We start from the raw sequence: 25,858 nt of genomic DNA on the forward strand, positions 1-25,858 counted from the left end.
TCACTTAGTATAGCTGAAACAAGGGCAGTTATGCAAGTGAAGCTTTTGGTAAAAAAGAAAGCAAAACAATGCCGTTCCTATTTTTGAATTACAATAATATTATTATGTAAACTAATTAGGCGTTTAATAACTTTCCCCTGACATTTTGATCATTTTCCTTTATAATAGAGGATAGGAACATAAATGCCGAATGAAGGTGATATAGATGGTAAACAAAAATCCAAAAGAATATAAAAAAATGCTCGAAAATAATCATACGTTACCATATAAAGTTCGCATTGATAACCAGCGCTATGATGTCATCGTCTATTCGATGCTTGGTAAAATCACTGGTATCATTGTGGCAAATGAAAATGGTCTTACTGTTAATCGTGCCATTGCCCAAGAAGTCATCGAACAGGTGCAGAAATACAGCTTTTATTTCGATTACTTGAAGAAACGCACGCAATTAGTGAAAGAAAGAGATAGCATTACTGCAGAAAGAATCGAAGGCGTTCAACGTATTTTAAATGAGAAGGGCCTGTTTGGCGAGAAGATGCAATTAGAAATCGACCAGCTGAACTTGGCGCTAGAAGTTTACAAGCAACAACAACGCAAATTAGATATTTATCAAGAAGACATCGCATTACTCAATGAAAAAATTGAGTCTCAGCATGAAATCTACGAAGAAGATTGGCATTATGCTGAGGATTTATCGCTTGCTTACGCGATTGCAGCGTATGGGCAAAGTCTATACTTAGAGAAAACTCGCGATATTCGCCGCAAAATGCTAAAATGGACCCAGCTACACGGCAAAATGTTGCCACCAGAACCCCGCAAAGCGCTGACGAAACTAACATTTGTACTTAGCGAAGCGCAAGCAGGACATATTTTTGAGCAAATTATCTCGCTTATCCCGATGCTTGAAATCGGTTTGACACTGCATAAAGAACAAGAAATCCCAGCCCGAGTGAAGGAATTTGGAAAAGCGTACGAGCTTCATCTGCGAAATTATGAACCACCGATGGAGCAAATCACGCCATTAATCCGAAATAAACAACGCTAAATAAAGCGAAAGAAAGGTTTTTAGACGCATGGAACTGACAGAAATCGAAGAACGATTAACAAAAGAAATACCAACACTTATCGTCAAGAAAAACGAAGACTTGGCGCCCTATACATTCACAAAAACAGGTGGCAAAGCAGATATTTTTGTCATGCCTACATCGCATGATTTAGCAGCTAGAACAATCGCTTTTACACAAGAACATGGCGTGCCGTTAACAGTGCTTGGAAACGGTTCTAATTTAATCATTAAAGATGGCGGCATTCGTGGCATTGTGATGTATTTAGATGCATTGCACGCCATTAAACGCGAAGGCACGAAGATTGTCGCTGGTTGTGGCGCTAAAATCATTGATGTATCCCGATTTGCCTTAGAATCATCACTTAGCGGTTTAGAATTCGCGTGTGGCATCCCAGGATCTGTCGGTGGTGCCCTATACATGAATGCAGGCGCATACGGCGGCGAAATCTCAGACGTCCTAATCGAAGCAACCGTCATTACACCATCCGGAGAAATCAAACAGCTCCAAAAAGACCAACTAGAAGCCAAATACCGCAAAAGCTCGATTGCCGATAAAAACTACACCGTATTAGAAGCAGTATTCGAATTGCAACTAGCAGAATCACACACAATCGCGCTCAAAATGGAAGAACTAACAACTTTGCGTGAAGAGAAGCAACCACTGGAATACCCATCATGCGGCAGTGTTTTCAAACGCCCACCAGGTCATTTTGCTGGGAGACTAATTCAAGACGCAGGACTTCAAGGGCACCAAATCGGCGGCGCACAAGTATCAACAAAACACGCTGGCTTTATTGTAAACATCGACAATGCGACGGCAACCGATTATATGAATCTTATTGACCACGTCCAAAAAACAGTCCTAGCGCATTCAGGTGTACTACTAGAAACAGAAGTAAAAATTATTGGTGAAGATAAGTAAAATAAATGAAACGCTTAATAAGCACTTATGGCTTTCCGATGCATAAGTGCTTTTGTTTTGTGGTGCAACACGACGCTTTTTTTGGTACAATGAAGTAAGGTCTAATACATAACCTAGGAGGATTGATTTTGGAGGCTTTTATTAATTTATTTTATAATCGTAGTTTTCGGCGAGTACTGGTCTTTGTGCTAGTTGCCTTTGTACTATATTTAATGCGGAGTATGATCGACATTATTTTGCTAACATTTATTTTCTCGTTTTTGATTAATCGCTTGGAGAACTTTATTTTGAAGCGGATATCGATTTATCGGAAAATTATCGTTATTGTGCTGTACGCGTTAATTGCGTTGGGAATTACGTTACTTATCGTGAAGTATATTCCGATGTTGATTGAACAATTGGATCAGCTGATTCGCTCGATTAATGGTTTTTACACGAAGCCTGGGAATAATGAGACCGTCAATTACATTATGAACTTGCTAAAAGAGTTCGAGGTGACGAAATATGTGAATGATGGCGTGCAGTTCTTATTTGCATACTTGGCGAACATTGGTGTCGTAGCAATGAATACGTTTATTGCGCTAATACTCAGCTTGTTCTTCTCACTAGGAAAAGAAAGACTAATCTTATTTACTAGCAAATTCGGACATAGTAAAGTCGCTTTCATTTACGAAGAATTAAGCTATTTCGGTAGAAAATTCAACGAGACATTCGGAAAAGTAATTGAAGCACAATTTATGATTGCCCTGGTGAACTGCGTGCTCACAACGATTGCCTTATGGATTATGGGCTTTCCGCAATTGTTCTCACTAGCCATCATGGTGTTCTTGCTAGGCTTGATTCCAGTTGCAGGGGTTATCATTTCCATGGTACCGTTAACGATTATTGCTTATACGATTGGCGGCGTGAACTATGTCTTAATTATTTTAGTGCTAGTCGTTGTGATTCATGCGATTGAGTCTTATATTTTGAATCCGAAATTGATGTCAGCTAAAACAGATCTACCGGTCTTTTATACGTTCATTATCCTCATTTTCTCCGAGCATTTCTTTGGTATTTGGGGACTGATTGTTGGTATTCCGGTGTTCATGTTCTTGCTGGATGTCTTAGGCGTGATTAATGAAGACGAAGTACTGGTACACCCAGATAAAAAAGTACTAGATAAATAATATGAAAGCTGAGAAAGTTGATAATGCGATTTTCTCAGTTTTTTTAACCAAAAAGGGGATATGAGTGTGACGCGTTATTTAGTAGTGGTGTCATTAGATGCGTTAGGCGCTAGTGATTTAGAAGATTTAGGCGAATTACCAACGCTTGCATTTTTAAAAGAGAATGGGGCGCATGTGAAGCGGGTGACATCGATTTATCCTTCGCTCACTTATCCAGCGCATACGACGATTGTGACGGGACATTATCCAGCAACGCACGGCATCGTTAATAATACGAAAATACAGCCCGAGAAAGAATCACCGGATTGGTATTGGTATCGCGATGCTATTAAGGTTCCGACTTTATACGACGTCGCTAAAAAGGCCGGATTAAAAACGGCAGCATTTCTTTGGCCAGTGGCGGCGCGGAGTTCGATTGATTACAATATTGCCGAGATATTTCCGAATCGGTTCTGGTTGAATCAGATGATGGTGTCTTTGTGGGGAAGTTCTCCGGGATTTTTGATAGATATGAATCGGAAGTTTGGTCATTTACGGCGTGGGATTGCCCAGCCAGAACTCGATGATTTTTTGATTGCGGCGGTAGAGGATACAATCGTTCGTAAAAAGCCAAATCTGACATTGGCGCATTTTGTTGATATGGATAGTATGCGGCATGCGTACGGTGTTCGGTCCAATGAAGCAAAGGCAGCGTTGAAGCGCCACGACGAGCGATTAGCTCGAATTATTGCAGCTACAAAACAAAATGGAACCTACGATGAGACGACATTCATTGTATTAGGTGATCATTATCAAATAGATGTCCACACAGCGATTCAATTAAATGTCTTATTTGCTAAGAAAGGTTGGCAGACGTTGAAAGAAACGCAGATCGTGGCGTGGCAAGTGTATGCCAAAAGTTGTGACGGTTCCTGCTACATATACACGAAAGAGATTGGACTAGCGTCAGAGATACGCGAACTTTTGAAGGGACTAGAAGGTATCGAGACGATTTACAGCCAAGAAGAGGCTTCGCAATTAGGTGCAGACAAAACGTGCACTTTCATGTTGGAGGCTAAAGCAGGGTACTATTTTAAAGATCAAGCAGTTGGTGCGCTAACACAAGTGATTAGCAAAGAAGATATGGGGAGTCCTGATTATTATCGCGCGGTGCATGGTTATTCGCCGCAGAAATCAGACTATGCAACGACACTCATTGCTTTTGGAAAAGGCATTCGAGAAGGTATAACGATTGAAGCGGCAAGGCTAATCGATGAAGCGCCAACTTTCGCCCGAATTTTAAATATTGATTTACCGGATACAAAAGGGCAAGTGCTAGAAGACATCTTGAAATAGAAAAGGAGAGACGTCACGATGAAACTAACAAAACAAGAGAAAAGTTGGGTTTTGCAAGATTGGGGAAATTCGGTATATTCCATCATGATTACGACGGCCATTTTACCTATTTATTTTAAAAGTATTGCGTCTAATGCTGGTATTGCAGACAATGTTTCTACCGCATACTGGGGTTACGCTAATTCGATTGGGACGCTGTTGATTTCGCTACTAGCGCCGATTTTAGGAACAATTGCGGATTATCAATTTTTTAAGAAACGATTTTTTAGCCTTTTTACATGGATTGGCGTAGCTTTTACGGTTGCTTTCGTGTTTGTACCAGGAGATCAGTGGCTGCTATTGCTCGGGTTTTATGTGTTATCCTTAATTGGTTTTGCTGGTGCGAACATATTTTATGATTCGTTCTTGGTTGATGTAACAACAAACGAACGGATGGACAAAATTTCTTCGTTCGGCTATGCATTCGGCTATTTAGGAAGCTGCATCCCGTTTATCGCCTTCATCGTGTGCCAAGCAACAGGAATCTTACCAGTAAGTCAGAAAACGTTGTTAAACGGCGCATTCTTGCTAACTGCTATTTGGTGGGTAGTATTTACGATCCCACTGTGGCGCAATGTTCAGCAAGTTTACTACATTCCACATGACAAAAAGCCGATTCGCAACAGCTTTCTTCGTCTAGGCAAAACATTGAAAAACATTAAGCAATACCGCAATATTGTGTTGTTCCTAGTCGCGTATTTCTTTTATATCGATGGTGTCGATACGATTTTCCGGATGGCGTCCTCATACGGTATTGATTTAGGCATTTCCGATACTACGCTTATCATCGTGCTTTTAGTGACGCAACTGGTGGCCTTTCCGTTCACGATTATTTACGGCCAACTTGCCAAAAGATTCGGTGGGAAGTCGCTTATTCTTGTCGCAATTTCGATTTATATTATTATTTGTATTTACGCGATTTTCATGAAAACAGCTACTGATTTTTGGATTTTAGCGATGTTGGTCGGCACATCACAAGGCGGGATTCAGGCGCTGAGTCGTTCTTACTTTGGTAAAATTATTCCGAAAACAAGATCCAATGAATTTTACGGTTTCTATAATATTTTTGGTAAATTTTCAGCGATTATGGGACCTGCTTTGATGGGAATTATCGCGCAACTGACTGGGCACACGCAATATGGCGTAGCAAGTCTCGTCGTTTTATTTATGATTGGCGGTGTGTTATTCTTATTTGTGAAAGAGACTCCAGCTGAGGAGAATTTAGTAAGTTAAGGAGAGAGATAGATGCAAGAAACATACAACAAACAAACGGATAAAACTGGAGACATGATATTTGAAATCGAATTAAAAGGTAACATTGAAACTGTGTGGAATTTAATCGCAACAACAAAAGGATTTGAACAATGGTTTCCAGAAATAAGTGTCGGCGAGCCTGGCGTGAATGGTCTGATCTTATTTGATTTCGGCGATGGCCAATATGAAGAATCGACAATTACAGCATACGAACCACCAACTTTGTTACAATACGATTGGGATAAAAATACGGTTCGGTTTGAGCTAACGGATCAAGGCGATACAACGATATTAACGTTTACAGAAAGCATTGTTAATCTAACTACACACACACCGCGGGATATTGCAGGATGGCATATGTGTTTACAACGTATCCAAGGAATCTTAGAATCGCGCGAAGTATCATTTACAGAAGATGAGTTTCTAGCTTTATTTGATAAATACCAAGCGTTATTATTCGAGAAATAGGTGAGACATGCCAATATTCATCACGGTTATCATACTTATTTATTTCATCACGAAACAATTTGAATACGAGAAAGTAAACCGGCTGACCTATGTAGCCATTCCGATCTATTCGATTTACCAGATTACTGTAACGTTGCCACATCGCAGCACAGATATTCCAGTGTGGATTGTCTTTCTCGTTTTTGTCATCGGCGCATGCATCGGTATTTACCAAGCGAGCAAGGTCCAGATAAAAGATGCGAAAGTAACGACTGGATACACAGAAGTGGCAGGCGTAGAACAAGTCGTTTATAAGAAACAAATCATGGTAAAAGGCGGCGCGCGCTATTTAATCGGTTGGGCAGCGATTATCCTGGCGAAATTTTTACTAGCGTTCTTGCTTCATCTAGATGTTCACGAAAGCATGATGGAAGCATTCGTACAAGACGCGCTGAAAGATATGGTGTTCTTCCTATCATTCGCTGCAAAAGAAGGCCCAACTGCATGGATGGACTGGACGCTAATTGGAATCTCGAGCGCTGTATACACGCTACGATTAATCCAGAAGTCACCATTAGTCAAAACGGAACTATTACACCACAAGCATAAGAAATAAGGAGGGCGTTACAATGATTGGATTTGAGATTGATATGGTAGTTGAAGATTGCTTGGAAGCCGTACCGTTTTATCAGAGCATTTTTGATCTAGAGATTGTAGAGGCGACGAGCTTTGCAAAAGGATTGAATGAGGCTGTGTTCAAGTTACATGGTGCACGATTTCACTTGTTAGATGAGAATCCGGAGTATCAATTAATTGCGCCTAAGCCTGGTGATTCGACACCGATTTGGTTTAATGTCACTGTTGCTGATATCAACGACACTTTCCAAAAAGCTGTAGCGGCCGATTGCAAAGTCATTCAAGGTGTGACAGAAATGATGGATTCGGCCATTTCAAACGCGATGTTCTCCGATAAATTCGGTTATGTTTGGATGTTACACCAAGTGCACCGAGAAGTAAGTTTTGAAGAACGCGTGAAAATGTTTGAAGACGCAGAGAAAAAAGCTGAATAAAATGGTAAACTCTTTGAAAATGGCGATAACAATGCTGTTTTCAAGGAGTTTTTTATATAGTATACTTATTGTTGTTTACAAAATAATGACAGGGGCTGATTGCATTGCAGTATGGATAGCAAGACTCGTGTAATTTAAAAAATATGGAGAGAAGGAATTTTGGATGAATAGAAATGAATTTTTGGCTGAGCTTCACGTAGATGTGGAGAAAATCGTTTTAGAACAAGGATACATTGTTTCTAGAGAAAATGAGCGCAATGAATACGTGTATGTGATTGAATCGGGTTTCTGTAGTTTTTGCCGTGATAACCATATTTCGGGATTCTTAAGTGAGGATGATATGATCGGTATTTTTGATATTTTAGATGGCGAGAAATCTACGATGACTATACGGACGCTGACAACTGTGACGGCTTTACGTTTCAAAAAAACGGGTGCAATTAAACAAATGATAAATACGCCGCAAAAATCGTATTATTTTTATAGCCGTTTGCAACGTTATCAGCAGCAATTTGTAGACAAGTCGATAATACTTACGTTAAGTGCGAATGAACGCTTGACTAAATGCTTGAAGCTGATTGCAGACACATATGGGAAGTCTTTGGATGGCGGGATCATGTTGCCAAAAGCTTTTACGATAGATATCATTGCAAATTATGTAGAAATTCGGTCTGAACGTATGCATTATTTATATAAGAAAATGATACAAACTGGTCGTATTAAAAATTATAATGGTCAATTGTTCATTATACTAGATAATTAGGGCTTAAAAAACATTAAATAAGACTAAAAACGAGAAGAGTAGGACGAATAAAGTTCTTATTTACGTTTCTCGTTTTTTAGTTTACATAATATATATTATAGGAAGTAATGGTTCGATAATAGCAAAGTCTTATACCGATTTATAAAGCTATAATTGATACTAAAACGTATGTTCTTTCGTCTAATTTGCTATGATTACCGTCGTAAATCAAAATAAAACCACTCATCAGCAATTTCTTACCGACAAGTGGTTCCAATTATTATAAATTAGGATCTTTTTTGAAGTTCTCGTGTAAAGTTTCGTTCTCATGATATGCTTGGAATGTATAACCTTTATCACGTAACATTTTAATTACTTTAGGCAATGCTTCCAATGTATTTTTACGTTCGTGGAATAAGATTACCAGCGGATCATTGCTACCAGCATATGCGTTTACTTGTGATAGAACGTTTTGATATACAGCGCCTGAATTACCTGAGGAGTAACGCCAATCGTTGCTATCAATATTCCAGTCCACAAGTCGGAAACCGTTTTGCTTCGTTTGTTCTACTTGTTGCTGTGACAGATAAGTACTGCCGTATGGAGCGCGTATTAGGTTTGTTCGAATGCCACTGATTTCTTCAAATTTATCGCGTTCCTTGCTCATTTCTGTAATGAATGTAGGATTGTTCTTGCGGTATAATTGCTTAGCATCGTGCGTATAGCTATGTAAGCCAATCACAAAGCCATTATCAATCATGCGTTTGTAGGTTGCTTTATCCGCATTTGGGAACTCGTTGCCAACAAAGAAAAACGATGATGGCACTTTCTCTTTCTCCAATATATCTAAGAAACCTTTGAGATGCACACTAGGACCATCATCAAATGTTAAATAAGCTACTTTCTTGCCTGCTGCTGGACCTGGTGGCGTTTTCGGTACTGCTTTCAATGGTTGTTGCATATCTGAAACTTTCCAATGCTGCACGGTCACTGCTTCAGCCTTTAATTCTAATATGTCTTTCGATGAGGCGCTTTCTGAAAATAGGTTTTTCGTTATCACTAATCCCCCGATAGTTAAAACAAATGTCGCTATAACGATAGCAATGAGCCATTTGAGTCTTGATGTTTTCTTGCGAGTAGCCTGTGTTCTCCTGTTTTGTCTCATTTCTTTGCCTCCTTTTAAAACTTCTACTCTACCATTTAAACATACATAAGCATATTTTTCAAGTGTTATATGTATTATTTTTAATTAAATTGCAATGATAACGTTTACTTTGTAATTTTAACGTAATAAAAGAAGACAATTCTCCCAATGGAAAGAAATTGCCTTCTTGCTATTAATTATATTTTTGTGTTTCTAAAATCTGATTTGCCATTGTGACAACATTGTCTTCTGGAGGTTCGATACCTTCAAGTGGATAACGAATGCCTAAGTTCTCCCACTTGTAAACGCCCATTGTATGGTAAGGTAATACTTCTACCCGTTCTACATTTGGCAACGTTGTGATGAACTCATGAAGCTTCGTTAAATCATTTGGATCATCCGTTTTAGTCGGAATTAGCACGTGACGAACCCAGATTGGTTGATTTTTGTCGGCTAGATATTGTGCAAAATCAAGAATTGGTGCATTTGGACGTGTTGTAAGTTTCAGATGTTTCTCTGGGTCGATTTGTTTAATATCAAGTAAGATTAAATCTGTCACTTCCATTAAACGATCTAGTTTTTCAATAAATTCAGGGTCTCTTGTAAAGCAACCACCGCAAGAATCGATTGTTGTATGGATTCCTGCTTTCTTGCACAGCGTGAAGAGTTCAATCAAGAAATCGACTTGTAACAACGGTTCCCCGCCGCTTACAGTGATTCCCCCGCCTGAAGCATCCATAAAAGCTTTATATTTATAAGCTTCTTCAAAAACATCTTGAGCCGTTCTTTCCTCTCCAATACCAATTTTCCAAGTATCTGGATTATGACAAAATTGGCAACGCAATAAACAACCTTGCATGAAAACAATAAAGCGAATTCCTGGACCGTCTACAGTTCCCATTGTTTCCACGGAATGAACTCGACCAATAACTTCAGACATGTGACTCCTCTTCCTTTCAAGTGATAAATTTACAACAGACAGGGATTGCGTAACTCACACAATCCCTGATTTGTTTTGTTATCTTACATAGATTCGTGCATTGTACGGTGAATAACATCTAATTGTTGTTCACGAGTTAATTTAATGAAGTTAACTGCGTAACCTGATACACGAATTGTTAATTGTGGGTATTCTTCAGGGTGTTCCATAGCGTCTAATAATGTGTCACGGTTGAATACGTTGATGTTCAAGTGATGACCCATCTTCGTAGAATAACCATCTAGCATTGCTACTAGGTTGTTGATTTGTGATTCATCTTCGCGACCTAATGCTTTTGGTACGATAGAGAATGTGTTGGAAATACCATCTTGTCCATATTCGTATGGAAGTTTAGCAACGGATGATAGAGAAGCAAGTGCACCTTTCGTATCGCGTCCGTGCATTGGGTTAGCTCCTGGTGCGAATGGTTCGCCAGCGCGACGTCCATCTGGAGTATTACCAGTTTTCTTACCATAAACAACATTCGATGTGATTGTAAGAACAGATGTTGTATGAACAGAATCACGGTATGTTTTATGTTTCTTCACTTTAGTCATGAATGATTTTAGTAGGTTAACAGCGATTTCGTCTACGCGATCATCGTTGTTTCCGTATTTCGGATAGTCACCGATGATTTCAAAATCAACTGCGATACCGTTTTCGTCACGGATTGGTTTTACTTGTGCATATTTGATAGCACTTAGGGAATCGGCTGCAACGGAAAGTCCAGCGATACCTGTTGCCATTGTACGTAAGATGTGTGTATCATGTAACGCCATTTCTAAGCGTTCGTATGAATACTTATCATGCATGTAGTGAATAACGTTTAGTGTATTCAAGTAAAGTTCTGCGATCCATTCCATCATTGTATCGTATTTCGCCATTACTTCTTCGTAATCTAATACTTCTGATGTGATTCCTTGGTATGCTGGTCCAACTTGTGCTTTAGACTTCTCATCTACACCACCGTTGATTGCGTAAAGCAATGTTTTCGCAAGGTTGGCACGTGCGCCGAAGAATTGCATTTGTTTACCAATACGCATTGCGGATACACAGCAAGCGATTCCGTAATCGTCGCCCCATTTAGGACGCATTACATCGTCATTTTCATATTGGATAGCACTTGTTTTGATAGACATTTTTGCACAGAATTTCTTGAATCCTGATGGTAAATGTGTTGACCAAAGTACTGTTAAGTTTGGTTCTGGAGCTGGTCCTAAGTTGTTTAATGTGTGCAAGAAACGGAATGAGTTCTTCGTAACAAGCGGTGCGCCTTCTTCTGAAATACCACCGATTGATTCTGTTACCCATGTTGGATCTCCAGAGAATAATTCATTGTAGTCAGGTGTACGTGCAAATTTTACAAGGCGTAGTTTCATAATGAAATGGTCTACGATTTCTTGTGCTTGTTCTTCTGTTAAAACGCCATTGCGAAGATCGCGTTCTACGAAGATGTCAAGGAATGTAGATGTACGGCCTAAACTCATTGCTGCACCATTTTGTTCTTTAATTGCTGCAAGGTAACCGAAGTATAACCATTGGAAAGCTTCTTGTGCTGTTACTGCTGGTTTAGAAATATCAAAACCGTGTTGTGCTCCCATTTGTTTCAATTCGCTTAATGCGCGGATTTGTTCATTTAGTTCTTCACGTAAGCGAATGATGTCGTCGCTCATTGTGCGAAGTCCTGTGTTTTTAAGGTCGTTCTTCTTGTCTTCGATTAGGCGATCCACACCGTATAAAGCTACACGACGATAGTCACCAATGATACGGCCGCGGCCATAAGCATCTGGAAGACCAGTAATAACGCCTGATTTACGAGCAGCACGCATTTCGTCATTGTAAGCATCGAAAACACCTTGGTTATGCGTTTTACGCCAGTCTCTGAAAATGTGTGAAATTTCTTCGTCCACTTTGTAACCGTAAGCTTCGCATGCAAGTTCTGCCATACGAATACCGCCGAATGGTTGTAGTGAGCGTTTGAATGGTACGTCAGTTTGTACACCAACGACTGTTTCTAAATCTTTGTTTAAGTATCCAGGATTGTGTGATGTGATCGTTGATACGATTTTTGTATCCATATCTAGAACGCCACCGTTTTCCCGTTCTTGCTTTGTCAAATCCATTACTTGATCCCATAATTGCGATGTTGCATCAGTAGGACCTGCAAGGAAAGTGTCATCACCTTCGTATAATCTGTAGTTCTTCAAAATAAAGTCTCTTACATCAATTTCGTTTTCCCAATTACCACCTGTGAATTCAAACCATTGTTCTTTCATTTCGGAAACCTCCTACGTTTCAATTGTTCGTTTATGAGCGTTAAAAAATGAGCAAAGCTACCCTAGTAACTTCTTATACTGTTATCATACCACAATTTAAAAATAATGCTACAGTTTTCACATAAAAAATTTATCTTTTTTCAAATGAAATAAAGCACTTTCATTGCTTTTATAGCGCTAAGTGATTGGTATCACAATGTTTTCTAGATTGTTATGATTATCATTAAAAAATAAAAATAATTTGATTGACACATTGTAATATTGCTGTACTATTGGAAAATGGCATTTCTGTTATAATACAGTTGACTTGTTACTAGTCTGTATTAACTCAGTATTAGAACACAGAAAAAGACTGGGACAAAACCCAAGATAAAGCAAAATCGCCTAGCCATTTACTTTGGGTAAGACGAAAAATTTTGCTTTACACAAATCGAGCGCTTGTCGCCGATTTATTTGGGTTATGTCCCAGACTCTTCTATCTCGCTTAATTTTGGCATGCCTGTTTGGGCGCCGATTTTTGTTGTGCTAAGTGCTGCTGCTTTGTTGGCGAATGCCACGGCGTCTTGTAGGTTTTTTCCAGATGTCATCGCGACTGCAAAAGCGCCATTGAACGTGTCCCCTGCTCCAGTTGAATCGGCAACATCGACCGGAAATGCTGGGACATGGTTGACACCGGATTCGTCATGGACCTCTACTCCATTTTTGCCTTGTGTCACTAGTACTGCTTTTGTTTCATCTTGGAGTATGTCTTCGGGAAGTTGCTTAAATTCTGTTTCATTCGGTGTCAGATACGTGATTTTTCGTAAAAAAGAAAGCGGGAACTGGTCTACTGGTGCTGGGTCGAAAATGGTTGGAACATCGTAGAGTCGTGCTATGTCCACTGCTTTTTCAGTGACTGTGAATGGAATTTCGTTTTGTAGTAATAAGATGGATGCGTTAGCAATGATTGTTTCCAGTGGTAGCTCATCCAGCCAGGCGTTATTTGCACCTGGGGCTACGATGATTCGATTATCGCCATTTTCGCGTAAAATCATCGCTAAACCGGTCGTTTCAGGAACCGTCCAGACATTAGTTACGTCGATACAATGACTGTTTAAGTTTGCTAGTGCATCTGCTCCAAACGCATCGTCGCCGATCATGCCGACCATCATGACATCACCGCCGAGTTTTGCCGCTGCTACTGCTTGGTTAGCGCCTTTACCTCCAGGTGAAATACCGACATTGCTGCCCTTTATTGTCTCGCCAATCTGTGGTAAGTCGTGTAGTTCTGTAGAAATATCCATATTAATGCTTCCAATAACAACAATTTTTCCCACGCTTAATCCCTCATTTCCAAAGTGATTTTTGAGATGTCGTGATCGCTGTTGCTTTTGCCGCTAAAATGTCATCCACTTGTTGTTGCGACGTGATAAGGCCTCCTGCGATAACAGGGATGTGTAGCAGTTCTGTCATTTGTTCGACCATCGTTGGTAAAATACCTGGCAATAATTCGATGAAATCGGGTTGAATTTTTTGGACGAGTGCGGTTCCTTTTGTAAAAGCGCTAGAGTCTAACATAAATAGGCGCTGAATCGCGATTACTTTATGCTGTTTTGCTTTTAGAATGACATTGCCTCGTGTGGAAATAATACCTGCTGGGCGAATTTCTTGGCATAGGAAATCGACGGCGTATTCATCGTTTTTTAGGCCATTTATTAAGTCGGCGTGCAGCAATACTTTTTTGCCACCAGAAGCGGCTAAGTTGATGAGTGATTTGAGTTGCCCGACTTGGGTTTCCAACATCACCATGTACTCCGCATCTAGGTTAAGAATTTTCTCAACGTCTCGGTGATTATGTGCGGCTGGTATGATAGTTTGACCATTAAACGACATTTTTTTCGCTCCTTATTACATAATACGTTTGAACATTTTTTCTAATTCGTAGGTGGAATAATGAATGATGACCGGCCGACCATGCGGACATGTGAACGGATCGCTTGCTTCGCGCAATGTATCCAGCAAGGTTTCCATGTCTTCTTGTGTTAAATAATGATTGGCTTTAATCGACTTCTTACAACTCATCATAATCGCTGCGTCTTCACGTAATTTATGAATGCTAATCTGCGGTTTTTGCAAGGCTTCATCCAAAATATCGCGCAAGGTGCTCTCTTCTTCGCCTTTTGGAAGCCACGTTGGATGTTCGCGGATAATAAAGCTATTTTGGCCAAAATTCTCAAGAAAAACGCCGACTTCTTCTAATTTCGCTTTTTGATCGCGTAATTTGATAAATTCATCGGTTGAAAAATCCAGCACGATTGGGACGAGCAGTTGTTGTAATTCACGGTCGACTTCCCCGATTTTTTCACGGAAAAATTCGTACTTGATGCGTTCTTGTGCGGCGTGTTGGTCGATTAAATACATGCCGGTTTCGTTTTGCGCCACGATATAGGTTGCGTGGACTTGTCCGACGGGGTACATTTTTGGTATGCGTTCTTTTTGCGGTTCTGGTTCGGTTGCTTCTATTGGTGGTGTTACGTCGTAGCTAGCCAGTTCTTCGTTGATGAAAAGCGGTGGTTCGTCGGGTAAATCAGCGCTTGTTGGTAAATCTGGTTTTGTATAGGTTTGCTGATAGATTGGTGCCTCTGGTTGGGGCGCTGCTTTTACTTCCTCGTTGGATGCCGTCTTTTCTTCTCCATCAAAATTGATAGCTAACTGTTCGGAGGCGATTTTTTGGCGTTTGGAAAGTGTCGCGTCTGGGATGAGTTGTTCTTGGTGAAATGCGGCTTTTAGCGTGTCTGCGATGAATTGGCCAAGTTCGACTTCTTTGCTCAGGCGGACTTCAAGCTTAGCTGGATGCACATTGACATCAACGATAAGCGGATCCATTTCAATCTGCAAAACTAGAATTGGAAAGCGACCGATGGGCAGTAAAGTATGATAGCCTTCTTGAATAGCGCGAACTAAGGCGTAGTTTTTGATGAAGCGACCGTTCACGATGGTAGAAATATAATTCCGATTGGAGCGGTTGACCTCTGGAAGTGCCGCGTAGCCTTTGATTTTGAAATCGAGTGATTCGGCTTGAATTGGAATCATCTTTTTGGCTACAGCGAGTCCGTAAATCGATGCCATCACTTGTTGTAAGTCGCCGTTTCCGCTTGTTTTTAGCAAACTTTTCCCGTTATGCGAAAAACGGAAGCTGACTTCGGGATGAGACAGTGCCAGACGGTTCATGATGTCTGTAATATTGCCTAGTTCGGTATGCAGGCTTTTTAAGTATTTCAAACGAGCCGGCGTATTGAAAAAGAGATTAGAAACTTGGATTTCGGTTCCTTTTCGTGCTTGGGCACTTTGTTTTTCCAGTTCTTTGCCGCCTTCTACGACGATTTTTGTTCCAGCGCCATCACCGGTTGCCGTGGTCATCTCTAGATAGGAAACAGAAGCGATACTCGGTAAAGCTTCTCCGCGAAAACCTAATGTGTGGACGCGAAATAAGTCGTGTTCGTTTTTGATTTTGCTTGTTGCATGGCGTTTGAAGGCAACAGAAACGTCTTCTGCTCCAATGCCGATACCATTATCGATAATCGTGATTTTATTTAGTCCGCCTTCTTCGACTAAGACATCGATAACGGTACTTTTGGCGTCGATTGCATTTTCGACAAGTTCTTTGACAACCGAAGCTGGGCGTTCTACTACTTCGCCGGCTGCTATTTTATTGGATAAGGCATCGGTTAGTTCGATTATTTTAGGCATCTGACTTCACCTTGCTTTCTATTGTTTCACTTTTTTCTGTAAATCATATAGTGTTGCCATCGCGTCCATTGGTGTCATGTGCATTAAGTCGATGTTCTTAATAAGCTTGATGAGTGATTGTTCTTGTTTCGTACGCACGGTTTTTTCTTCAATTGGGAACATTGATAGTTGGACTTCTTCTTGTACTTCAGGAACGCGCGCTTTTTCTGCTGGAACGATGATTTTTTCTTCGGAGCTTTCTAATTGCTCTAGAATATCGCGTGCACGACCGATGAGTTTGGCTGGTAAGTTCGCCAGTTCTGCGACATGAATGCCGTAGCTTTTGTCCGCAGGCCCGTTCTCGATTTTGTGCAGGAAGACGACTTTGCCATTTTCTTCAACGGCGCTAACGTGGACATTGTGCATGCCAGTTAATGTTTCATCTAAAATTGTCAGTTCGTGATAGTGCGTGGAGAACAATGTTTTAGCGTGAACTTCTTCGTGAATATACTCAATAATGGCTTGCGCTAGTGCCATACCATCGTAGGTTGCCGTTCCACGACCGATTTCATCGAATAAAATCAAACTTTGCGACGTCGCATTCGCAATGGCATTTCTAGCTTCTAACATTTCCACCATGAACGTACTTTGCCCAGCAATTAAATCATCCGCCGCACCAATCCGCGTAAAAATTTGATCGAAAATTGGTAGTGTTGCTTGTTCGGCAGGAATGTAACAACCAACTTGCGCCATAATTGCAGTCAAGGCTATTTGTCGCATGTACGTGCTCTTACCAGACATGTTTGGTCCTGTAATCAACAACATGTTGCGGCTATCATCCATGATGCAGTCGTTAGCAACATAACTTTGCGTGCCCATCACTTTTTCCACAACGGGGTGACGGCCTTGAATAATTTCTAATTCGCCAGTTTTATTCATTTCTGGTTTGACAAAATGGTTATTTTCACTGATATTCGCAAAACTTTGGAGGCAATCAATCTCGCTAATCACTTTCGCTAAATGTTGCAAGCGTTCGATGTATTGTTTGACCGTCTCGCGCACCTGAATAAATAATGTATATTCTAATTCCATACTCTTTTCTTCTGCATCCAAAATGAGGCGTTCTTTTTCTTTGAGTTCAGGCGTGATGTAACGCTCGGCATTGGTCAGTGTTTGTTTGCGTTCGTAACGGTTTTCTGGGAGTGCCGCGATGTTCGCCTTCGTCACTTCGATATAGTAGCCAAAAACACGATTAAAGCCGACTTTTAATGATTTAATGCCCGTCAATGCTCGTTCTTGTTGCTCGAGTTCCGCAATCCACGTTTTTCCGTTGCGGCTGGCGTCTCGATATGTATCTAACTCTGCGTTGTAGCCATCTTTAATAATGCCACCCTCACGAATCGAAATTGGCGGCGACGTATTAATCGCGCGTTCCAAAACATCAGCTAGCGTATCACACGGATCAATCTCCTCAATAATCCGCGTCAAATTCGGCTGGTTCATTGACTTAAGCGTCTCTTTCAAAAGCGGCACCTGATATAGTGAATTCTTCAACTGAATCAAATCACGCGCGTTTACATTCCCGTAAGCCACCCGTCCAGCAAGCCGTTCCAAATCATACACTTGCTTCAACTGTTCCATCAATTCCATCCGCTCAAAATAATGATTAATAAAACTGTTCACATCTTGTTGGCGCGCCTTAATCGCATCCAAGTGAATTAACGGCCGATCAATCCACTGCTTCAGCAAACGTCCACCCATCGCGGTTTTCGTCTGATCTAGCAACCACAACAATGTTCCTTGCTTTCCCTTCCCACGAATCGATTCAGACAGTTCCAAATTACGTTTCGAATAATAGTCCATTTTCATATATTGGCTTGTTTCATAATGAACCGTCTTTTGCAAATGCGACAAATCACGTTTTTGCGTATCAATAAAATAATTTAACAGCTTGGCGATAGCCTTCTTCTCAATCGGATGAATCGTGTTCGTCACTAGCGACTCATAGCCATCCGGCAATTCATTGTTATTCTCATACGAAATAAATAAGCCGAGTTGCTCACGTATCGCCTCTGGAAACGCCTCACTAAACTCAATCCCAACAACCATTTCCTTCGCGGCAAGCGTCGTCAACTCATTTAGCAAACGATCTTCTCCCATCGGAAGCACCGTCGATTTCAACTCACCAGTCGACAAATCGCAGTAGGCAAACCCGTATTCTTTCTCCTCATGCTGAAAAACCGCTGTTATAAAGTTGTTTTCCTTCTCCTTCAAGCCCTTTGCTTCCATCATCGTTCCTGGAGAAATCAACTGCACGACTTCACGCTTCACCATGCCTTTAGCCAATTTGGCATCTTCCACTTGTTCACAAATCGCAACTTTATACCCTTTATCAATCAATGTATCAATATATCCCGCAGCAGAATGGTAAGGCACTCCACACATCGGAATCGGATTATCACTATTACTAGCCCGCGCCGTCAACGTTATTTCTAGCAGTTGCGAGGCTTGAATGGCATCTTCAAAAAACATTTCATAAAAATCTCCCAATCGGAAAAATAGAAATGCGTCCTTATAATTTTCCTTAATCGCTAAGTATTGCTTCATCATCGGTGTTACTTCTGTTGCCATTTTCATCAGCCCTTTTTCTCTTTGTTTATATAGTCCTTCCGCTTTATTATAGCATAAGTGAATTCATGAAGAAAAGTGAAGCAAAGAAACGATACAGCATTCCGAATCGCCGCACCGTTTCTCACTTATTTCTTTAATTCAGATGTTACTTTATGACTAATTTCACGCGTAATGGACTGCAACAAATCATTGGCCTCTTCTTGGGAACGTTTAAATTCCTGAACGATTGGCAAATGGTCAATTTCAGCCGTCAGCGCGTCAATGTTGTCCTCGGTTTGCTTGACTGCACCAAATTTTTGATAATGTTCTAGGTTTACCGCTTCTTTCTGTAATTTCTTGATGGAACCAACGTTTGCGGCTACTTTTTGATTGGTGTTTATTTTTTCTTCGGCGGCACGATAGAAAGTCACGGCTTCTGTAGCTTGCAACGCTTCCTTGAGTTCGTTCGCCTTAGCAATAATTGTTTCTTTTTGATATGTCAAAATTGGAACCTCCTTCGCTTACATTGTGAACGGATGGTCTTCGTTAATTAAAATACGCTCAATTTTAGACGCACGGCCAGTCGTGTCATTAATGCTAATCATACAACCAGATAGCAAACCACGACCCGCTTTAGGCACTTCAAAACGCGTTGGCATCGCTGTTAAGAAACGTCGCAAACTAGCGTCTTTATCCATCCCCAAAATACCGTCATAAGGACCAGTCATTCCAACATCTGTTAAATACGCGGTCCCTTTCGGCAAAATACGATTATCCGACGTCTGCACATGGGTATGCGTCCCAACAATCGCTGTCACACGACCATCGACATACCAACCCATCGCTTGCTTCTCACTCGTCGTCTCCGCATGAAAATCGACAAAAATAATATTCGTTCTAGCTGCAGCTTCTTCAATAAGCTCGTCCATCTTGCGAAACGGATCATCCAAATCTGTCATAAATGCCCGTCCTTGCATATTAATCACAGCCACTTCCAGCTGATTACTCTTAATAAAAACAAGCCCTGTGCCTGGCGTACCTTCCGGAAAATTCGCCGGCCGCACTAAATATTTCGCGTCATCAATAAACTCAAAAATATCGCGATTATCCCAAGCGTGATTGCCTAGCGTCACCGCGTTCGCTCCTTGTTCTAAAAACTGTTTGTAAATCTTCTCCGTAATTCCCCGTCCCGCAGCAGCATTCTCCCCATTAATAACTGTCACCGTCGGGCGGTACGCTTTCTTTAGTTGCGGCAAGTACTCCGTAATCATATCTCGTCCAATCGAGCCAACAACATCACCAATAAATAATAATTCCATTCCTACGCCTCACTCTCTATATACATTACCATTATACCGCGAAACGCAAAAAATTACCCGTCCTATTTTCAAACAACCACACTTCGACGTTCCAAAAGCGCAACATCTCGAAAAACGCCTTCCATCTCACCCAGCTTCTCATGCACGCACAGCGTCTTAAAACCAAATTTCTTATGTAACGCGATACTTGCCTTATTCTCCGGAAAAATCAAGGACTGCAGCGTCCAGAAGCCCGCCTTCTCGCTTTCCGTAATCGTATGCCCCATCAAAGCACTACCAATCCCTTTTCCCGCTGCGCTCGGATCAATATAAATACTTAGCTCGGCAACCCCACGATACGATGGCATCCCTGAAAACGGCAACAACGCTGACCAGCCAATCACCGTCCCGTCCTCTACCACTACAAAACGGCATGCATCTAAATATTTCGCATCCCACGCCTCAAACGTAGGCACCTCTTTTTGAAACGTCGCATTCCGGCTATCAATCCCGTCCTGATAAATGCGAGCCACATCCGAATAATTATTTTTTTCAAAATTTCTGATTTCCCATGTTTGCATTGCGTCCAACTCCTGACATAAAGACTTCCCCACATTATAGCAAAATTTCGCGGAAAACAAAAACGCGTAGCTTACCGATATGGCTAGCTACGCGTTCCTCGTGATTACTTCGCATATTCGACTGCGCGAGTTTCACGTATAACAGTCACTTTGATATGACCAGGGTATTCTAATTCTTCTTCAATCCGTTTTCTAATGTCTCGTGCTAGGCGGTAAGAAGCTAAATCATCAATAGAATCAGGTTCTACGATGATACGTACTTCACGTCCAGCTTGAATGGCGTAGGATTTCTCAACACCTTCATAAGACTCGGAAATCTCTTCTAATTTCTCAAGACGGCGAATGTAGTTCTCCAATGTTTCACTACGAGCGCCCGGTCTAGCAGCTGATAATGCGTCTGCGGCTGCTACTAATACAGCAATAACAGAGGTTGCTTCTGTGTCACCGTGGTGAGAAGCGATACTATTAATGACAATATCATTCTCTTTGTATTTCGTTGCTAATTCGACACCAATTTCAACGTGACTGCCTTCAATTTCATGATCAATGGCTTTCCCAATGTCATGCAGAAGTCCGGCGCGTTTTGCCATCGTCACATCTTCACCAAGTTCACTCGCTAAAATTCCTGCAAGTTTCGCAACTTCAAGAGAGTGATTTAAGACGTTCTGACCGTAACTTGTACGGTAGCGTAAGCGTCCTAAAATCTTGATTAGATCTGGATGGATGGAGTGAATACCAACTTCAAATGTCGCTTGTTCTCCGACTTCACGAATATGTTCATCGACTTCTTTACGAGCTTTGTCCACCATTTCTTCAATGCGTGCTGGGTGAATTCGTCCATCTTGCACGAGTTTCTCCAAAGCAATGCGCGCGATTTCGCGACGAACGGGATCAAATCCGGAAAGAATAACTGCTTCTGGCGTGTCATCAATAATTAAATCGATACCTGTAAGCGTTTCAAGAGTACGGATATTACGACCTTCACGACCGATAATCCGACCTTTCATCTCATCATTCGGTAAGTTCACAACGCTGACTGTTGTCTCAGCAACATGATCTGCAGCAGAACGCTGGATTGCTAGTGAAAGAATGTTCTTCGCTTTCTTGTCTGCCTCTTCTTTCGCGCGTGTTTCATAATCCTTCACCATGACAGCTGTGTCGTGTGTTAGTTCTTCTTCCACTTGGCTTAAGATAACGTTCTTCGCCTCTTCTTTCGTAAGGGCAGATATTCTTTCTAGCTCACCTTGTTGTTTCTCGATCATCTCTTCAACTTTGCTTTCCTTTTCTTCAATATGTTGTTGACGTTTACTGATACTCTCCTCTTTTCTTTCAAGAGTTGCTTCCCTTTTACTTAAAGAAGTATCTTTTCTGTCGAGGTTTTCCTCCCTTTGCAATAAGCGATTTTCTGATTTTTGTAGTTCCCCTCTTCGCCCACGAAGTTCATTTTCGATTTCAGTACGTAACTTATGATTCTCCTCTTTACCTTCAAGTAACGCTTCTTTCTTCAAGGTTTCTGCTTCTTTCTTTGCATCTTCCGTGATTAATTCCGCTGTACCTCTGGCTGCTGCCAATTTTCGTTGGGAGCTTGATTTATAGATTAGAGAACCAACAACTAGACCGACGATTAAGAAAAGCAAGCTGGAGATGATTATGAGTACGATGTTCATCCTTACACCTCCTTTGCTATTCAATTCTTTTTAATGGTTATGTCGGTTGTCAAGAAAACAATTCCTGACAGCGTGTATTTTTCATTTTGACATGTAAAATATACAACTTAATTCTATAGTTCTATGACGCTAATGTCAAGGAAAGCGCAAAGATGTAAACGGAATCAAAAAATGTTCCAAAAATGACTAGAAAAACAGCCAAGGCATGGGAGCTTTGGCTGTTTCATCTTATTCTTCGTCTAACAAGTTAAATTCTTCTGGGGTTGTGTCTTCTGAAATATTAGGTTTCACGTCAATTTCGTACTCTTGACGCACACGTTTCGAGATTTCATCGCGGATTTCTGGATGCTCTTTCAAGTATTGCTTCGCATTCTCACGGCCTTGGCCAATGCGCTCTTCATTGTAAGAGTACCATGAACCACTCTTATTGATAACATCGATTTCTGATGCCATATCAACAAGCTCACCTTCACGTGAGATACCTTGGCCGTACATCACATCAACTTCAGCAACGCGGAATGGTGGGGCTACTTTGTTCTTCACGACTTTAATTTTCGTCTTGTTACCAATAACGTCTGTCCCTTGTTTCAATTGCTCGGCACGTCTTACTTCTAAACGAACAGTCGAGTAGAATTTAAGGGCACGTCCGCCTGGTGTTACTTCAGGATTACCAAACATAACGCCGACTTTCTCACGAATTTGGTTGATGAAAATCGCGATTGTCTTCGATTTATTAATGGCTCCTGATAGTTTACGCAATGCTTGTGACATAAGACGCGCTTGTAAACCAACGTGGGAGTCACCCATTTCGCCTTCGATTTCCGCACGTGGAACTAATGCGGCAACGGAGTCAATAACAAGAATATCAACAGCACCACTACGTACTAATGCCTCTGCGATTTCTAGTGCTTGCTCCCCTGTATCTGGTTGCGATAATAGCAATTCATCGATATTAACGCCTAGATTCTTCGCATAAGCTGGATCTAATGCGTGCTCGGCATCGATAAATGCGGCTGTTCCGCCTTGCGCTTGCACTTCTGCAATCGCATGTAGGGCAACCGTTGTTTTACCTGAGCTTTCTGGTCCGTATACTTCGATAATACGACCTCGTGGGTAGCCACCTACTCCAAGCGCGATATCTAATGCTAGAGAACCACTAGAAATCGTAGAAATATTATGATCCGATTGCTCCCCTAATTTCATAATGGAACCTTTACCGAATTGTTTCTCAATTTGTTTTAAAGCCTGATCTAAGGCCGCTTGACGATCACTCACATTATTGCCTCCTAGTCTTTATCTATACTATCTATTTTCTATAAAAACAGCGCTTTGTTTCCCTGCTGTTTTTATTGCCTATAGATACTATACCTTATTTTTTAGAGATATACAAGCAAAAAGCGAATATTTGTTCGTATTTTTTTAAAACGGCTATTTCGCATGAAAATTGGACGTCCGACATGCCTAGCTATCGCTTTGTCTTGGTCCCTTTATTATAGCGGGTTTAGAAGGATTCGTCTAACCTTTTTTTAATGATAAAACAGCGCATTTTAACCCCTTATTCAGAGATTTTGTTTGTTTTTTCATCCAAAAATGCTTTAATGAGCGCAAAACCTTCTTTTACAGCTCGACGACGGTTGTAATTACGATCGCGTTGGAAGACGTAACGATAGGCTAGTGTTGGTTTACCAACGATGCTAAGCCCAATCCAAACAGTTCCTACAGGATGACCTTCTAGTGATTCCGGGCCAGCTACTCCAGTGAAACTAATGCCGATATCTGTTTGGCAAATGTTGCGGACATTCTCGGCCATTTCGATAGCACAAGCTTGGCTGACAACTCCTTCATTTTCAATCGTTTCGGAGGATACGTTTAACAGCGTTTGCTTCATTTCATTGCTGTATGTCACGACACCACCTTTGAAAATTTTTGAAACGCCTGTTGTACTTGCTAGTTCCGCTTGGAAGAGACCTGCTGTAAGGCTCTCTGCTGCAGAAATTGTCATGTTGGCATCCATTAGCTGTTGAATCACCAAATCGACCAGTGTGACCTCTCCTGTGCCGTATATATAAGCACCATCACGCTTGATTATCTCTTCCTCGGTTTCCGCGATTAATCGTAATGCTTCTTCGCGGGAAGTCGCGGAAGCTGTCATTCGAATGGTTACTTCATTTTCTCCAGCGTAGGTTGCGATTGTTGGATTTGTTTGGGTGGCAATTAAATCTTTTAAATCATCGGCTAGCTTGGATTCCCCAATGCCGAAAAAGCGCAGAACTTTCGACTCTAAAATTAAGTTTTCAGCGTCATTTTGGCGTAATAATACAGGTTTGGCATATTGCACGAACATTGGTTGCATTTCAGAAGGTGGACCTGGTAAAAGCACGTATGTATGCGCTTTTTGTTGAAATACCATTCCCGCTGCGAAACCGAAATCATTCATCAAAACAGTGGAGCCTTCGATGATTTCTGCTTGTCGTTTATTGTTTTCGGACATGATGTCATTTCTTGCGGCAAAATAAGCTTCGATTTTCTGTAAATGTGTGTCGTCATATACGATTTCTTTTGATAAATACTTCGCTAAAATTTGTTTCGTAATATCGTCTTCCGTTGGTCCAAGGCCGCCTGTAAAAATCAAGATGTCACTTCTGCTCTCTGCGATTTCAATAATTTTCTGCAAGCGTTCAGGGTTATCGCCAACTACCGTATGATAATAAACGTAAATGCCACATTCTGCTAGTTCTTTGGATAAAAATGCGGCGTTAGAATTCACAATTTGACCTAATAATAGTTCTGTTCCTACTGCAATAATTTCTGCACTGCGCATTGACAACACGTCCTTTCACTTCTCTATACTACAACTTCTTCCTCTAAATTACGAATAGTTGAATCTAAGAAAACAAAAAACGCACCGCTAAATCAGCAGTGCGCGATATAATGTTACATCGATCCTTTAAAAATATTGCGGTTCTTGTAGAAATAATCCCAGCCTGACCAAACGGTGAAGAAGGCACATACATAAAGGAAGATCAAATCGACACGAATGCCGCTCCATTCAAATGGCCAGTTATGCAACAACATCAATGGGATGGCAATCATTTGAGTGAACGTTTTAATTTTACCAAGTTGACCTGCTGCCATGACTTCGCCGCCTTCGACAAGCAATAAACGCAAGCCTGTTACAGCGAACTCGCGGCTGATGATAATGATAATTACCCAAGATGGCGCGATGTGTTGTTCTACTAAAACGATGAACGCGGCAGCTACGAGTAATTTATCTGCTAGTGGATCGGCAAATTTACCGAAGTTAGTAATTAAATTATGCTTTCGTGCTAAATGGCCGTCAAACCAGTCCGTTAAGGCAGCAACAATGAAAATCACTGCGGCAATGACGTTTGATACTGGTATTGTAGAATCAAGCCATGTTACCGTACCAAGTCCGAGCGGCGCCACACAAAGAATCACGAAAATCGGAATCAAAATAATACGGGCAACCGTTATTTTATTAGGCAAATTCATTTATTTATCCCCATTTCTAAAAATTATGTAATGCAGCG

At 41.1% G+C, this 25,858-nt stretch carries 23 protein-coding genes; 9 read left to right on the plus strand and 14 right to left on the minus strand.

Annotated features, from left to right (window positions below; all coding sequences use genetic code 11):
- Nucleotides 1–205: 205 nt before the first annotated feature.
- From EP57_RS06510 to EP57_RS06550, 9 genes are all read left to right on the plus strand, one after another.
- Nucleotides 206–1,045, plus strand: coding sequence for a hypothetical protein (locus EP57_RS06510; RefSeq protein WP_036085332.1), 840 nt, complete (start codon nt 206–208; stop codon nt 1,043–1,045).
- 28 nt (nt 1,046–1,073) lie between these two features.
- Nucleotides 1,074–1,988, plus strand: coding sequence for a UDP-N-acetylmuramate dehydrogenase (murB, locus tag EP57_RS06515; protein ID WP_036085333.1), 915 nt, complete (start codon nt 1,074–1,076; stop codon nt 1,986–1,988).
- Nucleotides 1,989–2,116: 128 nt separating this feature from the next.
- The gene (locus EP57_RS06520) at nt 2,117–3,157 is read left to right on the plus strand and encodes an AI-2E family transporter (protein WP_036085335.1); all 1,041 of its coding nucleotides are present in this window, start codon (nt 2,117–2,119) and stop codon (nt 3,155–3,157) included.
- 66 nt (nt 3,158–3,223) lie between these two features.
- On the plus strand, nt 3,224–4,492 hold the full coding sequence (locus EP57_RS06525; RefSeq protein ID WP_036085337.1) for an alkaline phosphatase family protein: 1,269 nt from the start codon (nt 3,224–3,226) through the stop codon (nt 4,490–4,492).
- Nucleotides 4,493–4,510: 18 nt separating this feature from the next.
- Nucleotides 4,511–5,764, plus strand: a complete 1,254-nt coding sequence (locus tag EP57_RS06530) for an MFS transporter (protein WP_036085338.1) — start codon at nt 4,511–4,513, stop codon at nt 5,762–5,764.
- A gap of 12 nt (nt 5,765–5,776) precedes the next feature.
- Entirely contained in the window at nt 5,777–6,253 is a 477-nt protein-coding gene (locus EP57_RS06535) for an SRPBCC family protein (RefSeq protein WP_036085339.1), read from the plus strand.
- A 7-nt stretch (nt 6,254–6,260) separates the two neighbouring features.
- A complete protein-coding gene (locus EP57_RS06540; protein WP_036085340.1) occupies nt 6,261–6,848 on the plus strand; it encodes a hypothetical protein in 588 nt (195 codons plus the stop codon).
- A 13-nt stretch (nt 6,849–6,861) separates the two neighbouring features.
- The gene (locus EP57_RS06545) at nt 6,862–7,302 is read left to right on the plus strand and encodes a VOC family protein (protein ID WP_036085341.1); all 441 of its coding nucleotides are present in this window, start codon (nt 6,862–6,864) and stop codon (nt 7,300–7,302) included.
- Between the two features lie 163 nt (nt 7,303–7,465).
- The gene (locus tag EP57_RS06550; RefSeq protein WP_036085343.1) at nt 7,466–8,065 is read left to right on the plus strand and encodes a Crp/Fnr family transcriptional regulator; all 600 of its coding nucleotides are present in this window, start codon (nt 7,466–7,468) and stop codon (nt 8,063–8,065) included.
- A 259-nt stretch (nt 8,066–8,324) separates the two neighbouring features.
- On the opposite strand, the gene EP57_RS06555 is transcribed toward EP57_RS06550, so the two are convergent.
- The 14 genes from EP57_RS06555 to pgsA form a co-directional block, all read right to left on the minus strand.
- On the minus strand, nt 8,325–9,209 hold the full coding sequence (locus EP57_RS06555; RefSeq protein WP_036085345.1) for a polysaccharide deacetylase family protein: 885 nt from the start codon (nt 9,207–9,209) through the stop codon (nt 8,325–8,327).
- Nucleotides 9,210–9,381: 172 nt separating this feature from the next.
- Nucleotides 9,382–10,128, minus strand: coding sequence for a pyruvate formate-lyase-activating protein (pflA, locus tag EP57_RS06560; protein WP_036085347.1), 747 nt, complete (start codon nt 10,126–10,128; stop codon nt 9,382–9,384).
- An 83-nt stretch (nt 10,129–10,211) separates the two neighbouring features.
- Nucleotides 10,212–12,443 carry a formate C-acetyltransferase gene (gene pflB, locus EP57_RS06565; RefSeq protein ID WP_036085349.1) on the minus strand — a complete coding sequence of 744 codons (2,232 nt, stop codon included), beginning with the start codon at nt 12,441–12,443 and terminating at the stop codon, nt 10,212–10,214.
- A 458-nt stretch (nt 12,444–12,901) separates the two neighbouring features.
- Nucleotides 12,902–13,759 carry a ribokinase gene (locus EP57_RS06570; protein ID WP_052167594.1) on the minus strand — a complete coding sequence of 286 codons (858 nt, stop codon included), beginning with the start codon at nt 13,757–13,759 and terminating at the stop codon, nt 12,902–12,904.
- Between the two features lie 10 nt (nt 13,760–13,769).
- Nucleotides 13,770–14,315 (minus strand): glycerol-3-phosphate responsive antiterminator, encoded by a 546-nt coding sequence (locus EP57_RS06575; RefSeq protein WP_036085350.1) that lies wholly within the window; start codon nt 14,313–14,315, stop codon nt 13,770–13,772.
- A gap of 15 nt (nt 14,316–14,330) precedes the next feature.
- Nucleotides 14,331–16,172, minus strand: coding sequence for a DNA mismatch repair endonuclease MutL (gene mutL / locus EP57_RS06580; RefSeq protein WP_036085351.1), 1,842 nt, complete (start codon nt 16,170–16,172; stop codon nt 14,331–14,333).
- Between the two features lie 18 nt (nt 16,173–16,190).
- Complete coding sequence (gene mutS / locus EP57_RS06585; RefSeq protein ID WP_036085674.1) at nt 16,191–18,782, minus strand: DNA mismatch repair protein MutS; 2,592 nt, start codon at nt 18,780–18,782, stop codon at nt 16,191–16,193.
- Nucleotides 18,783–18,907: 125 nt separating this feature from the next.
- Nucleotides 18,908–19,264 carry a YlbF/YmcA family competence regulator gene (locus EP57_RS06590; RefSeq protein WP_036085352.1) on the minus strand — a complete coding sequence of 119 codons (357 nt, stop codon included), beginning with the start codon at nt 19,262–19,264 and terminating at the stop codon, nt 18,908–18,910.
- 18 nt (nt 19,265–19,282) lie between these two features.
- Nucleotides 19,283–20,080, minus strand: coding sequence for a TIGR00282 family metallophosphoesterase (locus EP57_RS06595; protein ID WP_036085353.1), 798 nt, complete (start codon nt 20,078–20,080; stop codon nt 19,283–19,285).
- Between the two features lie 68 nt (nt 20,081–20,148).
- Complete coding sequence (locus EP57_RS06600) at nt 20,149–20,640, minus strand: GNAT family N-acetyltransferase (protein WP_036085354.1); 492 nt, start codon at nt 20,638–20,640, stop codon at nt 20,149–20,151.
- Between the two features lie 104 nt (nt 20,641–20,744).
- Nucleotides 20,745–22,307, minus strand: a complete 1,563-nt coding sequence (gene rny, locus EP57_RS06605; RefSeq protein WP_036085355.1) for a ribonuclease Y — start codon at nt 22,305–22,307, stop codon at nt 20,745–20,747.
- Nucleotides 22,308–22,535: 228 nt separating this feature from the next.
- Nucleotides 22,536–23,582 (minus strand): recombinase RecA, encoded by a 1,047-nt coding sequence (gene recA, locus EP57_RS06610; protein ID WP_036085356.1) that lies wholly within the window; start codon nt 23,580–23,582, stop codon nt 22,536–22,538.
- A 280-nt stretch (nt 23,583–23,862) separates the two neighbouring features.
- Entirely contained in the window at nt 23,863–25,128 is a 1,266-nt protein-coding gene (locus tag EP57_RS06615; protein WP_036085357.1) for a competence/damage-inducible protein A, read from the minus strand.
- A 113-nt stretch (nt 25,129–25,241) separates the two neighbouring features.
- Nucleotides 25,242–25,820 (minus strand): CDP-diacylglycerol--glycerol-3-phosphate 3-phosphatidyltransferase, encoded by a 579-nt coding sequence (gene pgsA, locus EP57_RS06620; RefSeq protein ID WP_036085359.1) that lies wholly within the window; start codon nt 25,818–25,820, stop codon nt 25,242–25,244.
- Nucleotides 25,821–25,858 lie beyond the last annotated feature (38 nt).

It is taken from the genome of Listeria booriae (assembly GCF_000766865.1).
GTDB classification, from domain to species: domain Bacteria; phylum Bacillota; class Bacilli; order Lactobacillales; family Listeriaceae; genus Listeria_A; species Listeria_A booriae.